Source organism: Streptomyces durocortorensis, assembly GCF_016901035.1.
Taxonomy (GTDB): domain Bacteria; phylum Actinomycetota; class Actinomycetes; order Streptomycetales; family Streptomycetaceae; genus Streptomyces; species Streptomyces durocortorensis.
Genome location: NZ_JAFEUF010000467.1, coordinates 1 through 1,803 on the forward strand (window position 1 = coordinate 1; position 1,803 = coordinate 1,803).

The 1,803-nt window shown below is 68.4% G+C and carries 3 protein-coding genes; all 3 read right to left on the reverse strand.

Features of this window, described 5'->3' with window-relative positions; genetic code table 11:
- Positions 1–117: 117 nt before the first annotated feature.
- Positions 118–483 (reverse strand): hypothetical protein, encoded by a 366-nt coding sequence (locus JS521_RS35460; protein ID WP_205086961.1) that lies wholly within the window; start codon positions 481–483, stop codon positions 118–120.
- 28 nt (positions 484–511) lie between these two features.
- A complete protein-coding gene (locus JS521_RS35465) occupies positions 512–1,027 on the reverse strand; it encodes a hypothetical protein (RefSeq protein ID WP_205086962.1) in 516 nt (171 codons plus the stop codon).
- Between the two features lie 385 nt (positions 1,028–1,412).
- Positions 1,413–1,803, reverse strand: a 391-nt coding sequence (locus JS521_RS35470) for a hypothetical protein (protein ID WP_205086963.1), incomplete at its 5' end; no start/stop codon positions are given.

Genomic DNA, 1,803 nt, shown 5'->3' on the forward strand with positions numbered 1-1,803 from the left:
CTCGCCCCGGCGGCGGCCGGCGGCGCGGGGGGGGGGGGGGGGGGGGCGCCGCGCGGCGCGGGGGGGGGGGGGGGCGGCCGGCCGCCGGCCCCCCCCCCCCCCCCCTCCCCGGTGATCTCAGCGTCCGCCGGGTGCGCCGAGTTGCTTGATCTTCTCGAAGGGATAGCCGCCCACGGTTGCGATGACCAGGCCGTATGCGGCGAAGGCGACCAGCCCCCAGGTGGAGACCGACTTGCCACCACCGCTCAGAATGACGCTTCCGAGGGGCACCAGGGGAGCGAAGCTGAGAATCGCGGCCCCGGTGCACCAGAACGCCACCAGGTCGTTCGCCCGCTTCCGCAGCGCGGGGTCCGCCTTCACCGCGGCCGGGACCTCGTACCCGGCGGCGCCGTCGCAGACCTTGCCCCGGTAGCCGGTGCGGGCCGCCAGCGAACTGACGACGACCACCAGGAGGAAACAGCCGAAGAGGAACAGGTAGGCCATGGGTACCTCGTGCTCTGTCGCGCCCTGCCTAGCGGATGTACTTGATGATGAAGGCGATGACCATGTTGACGGCCTTGTCCTTCACCCACCCGGGCAGGAACTTCCAGACGACGCCGCCGATCTCCCCGCCGATGCATCCGATGATGGCATTGCGGACGTAGGTCTTCTTGCCGGACGACTTGCCCGCCGCGATATCGCTGAGCACCGAGGTGGGAATGGAGCCCAGCGCGCCCTTCGCGCACCAGGCGGCGGCCGCGATGGCCGCGGCGGCGATCGGGAACGCGCGAGGCTGCACGCTGCCGGAGGAGCCCTGGCTCATGGCCTTCTCCAGCTCGGCCATCGCCTCCGGCCCCATGCCGTCCTCGATGAACTCCCGCTGCTCCGCGGTGAGCGGCGGCGCCTCCTCGGCGGCCGCCACCGCTGCGGCCCGCTCCTGCGTCCTGTCGGGGGGCGGGGCGGTGGGGCCCACGGCCGCGAGCAGGGCACCGCTGGTGAGAACGGCGACGGCGGACAGAGCGATGCGACGGGTGCTGTTTTTACGCACGATGAATTCCCCCTTGATGGATGTCCTTTGTCACGGTGCCCCCAGGTCAGGAGGGCGGTGACGCAGAGACCTTTGCATCACGGGGGAGGCGCGCAGAAGGTTGCGGGGGAGTGACAAGAATCATCGACGAATGGGGCAACCTGGGTGCTTCACATTCCGTCGCCCGCCGGCGGAAGCGGGGTATTTCTGCTTGCGCACAAAGTATTCTTCCTCAATGGCATTGCCTGGTACGCGATATGACGCGAAGTCAGCCCTGCGGAGGGGGGAGGGAGGATCGGGTGCCGCCGTACTGTCCGGCTGTCACGGCGCTTCTGCCCTGAAGGCCGTGGTGGAGTCGGAGCCGGGGGTGGGCGCCTGCCTGGTTGCCGCGCCCGGCCGGAACGCCTCAACGAGATCGTGCGGTGGGCGCTGCGCGCCGCGCGTCATCGATTTCTGCCGCCAATTTTCCCATCTGATACAGGTGAGTAAAGTATGTGATGGCATTCTCGTCATCCCGGATCGACGGGAAAATCTCCCCGAGTCGGGCGATCTGCGCATGTAGATTTTCCCGACGCCCGTCATCCAGCTTGCCCTTCATGGCCGACGAGACGCACCCGGCGATGCTGGAATCCATGGTGACCATGCATTCGCCCTCGGGCTCCCGTCCGTAAAACCCTGCGGGGAACGGAAGTCCTCCGAAATCTTCCCAGCTTCGGGAGAGTCGAGCCTTCATTTCATCCGTCACGGCGTTCGTCCTTTCCGTCACTGCCCTCGAAACCGTCCGCCCCGCCCCCGCC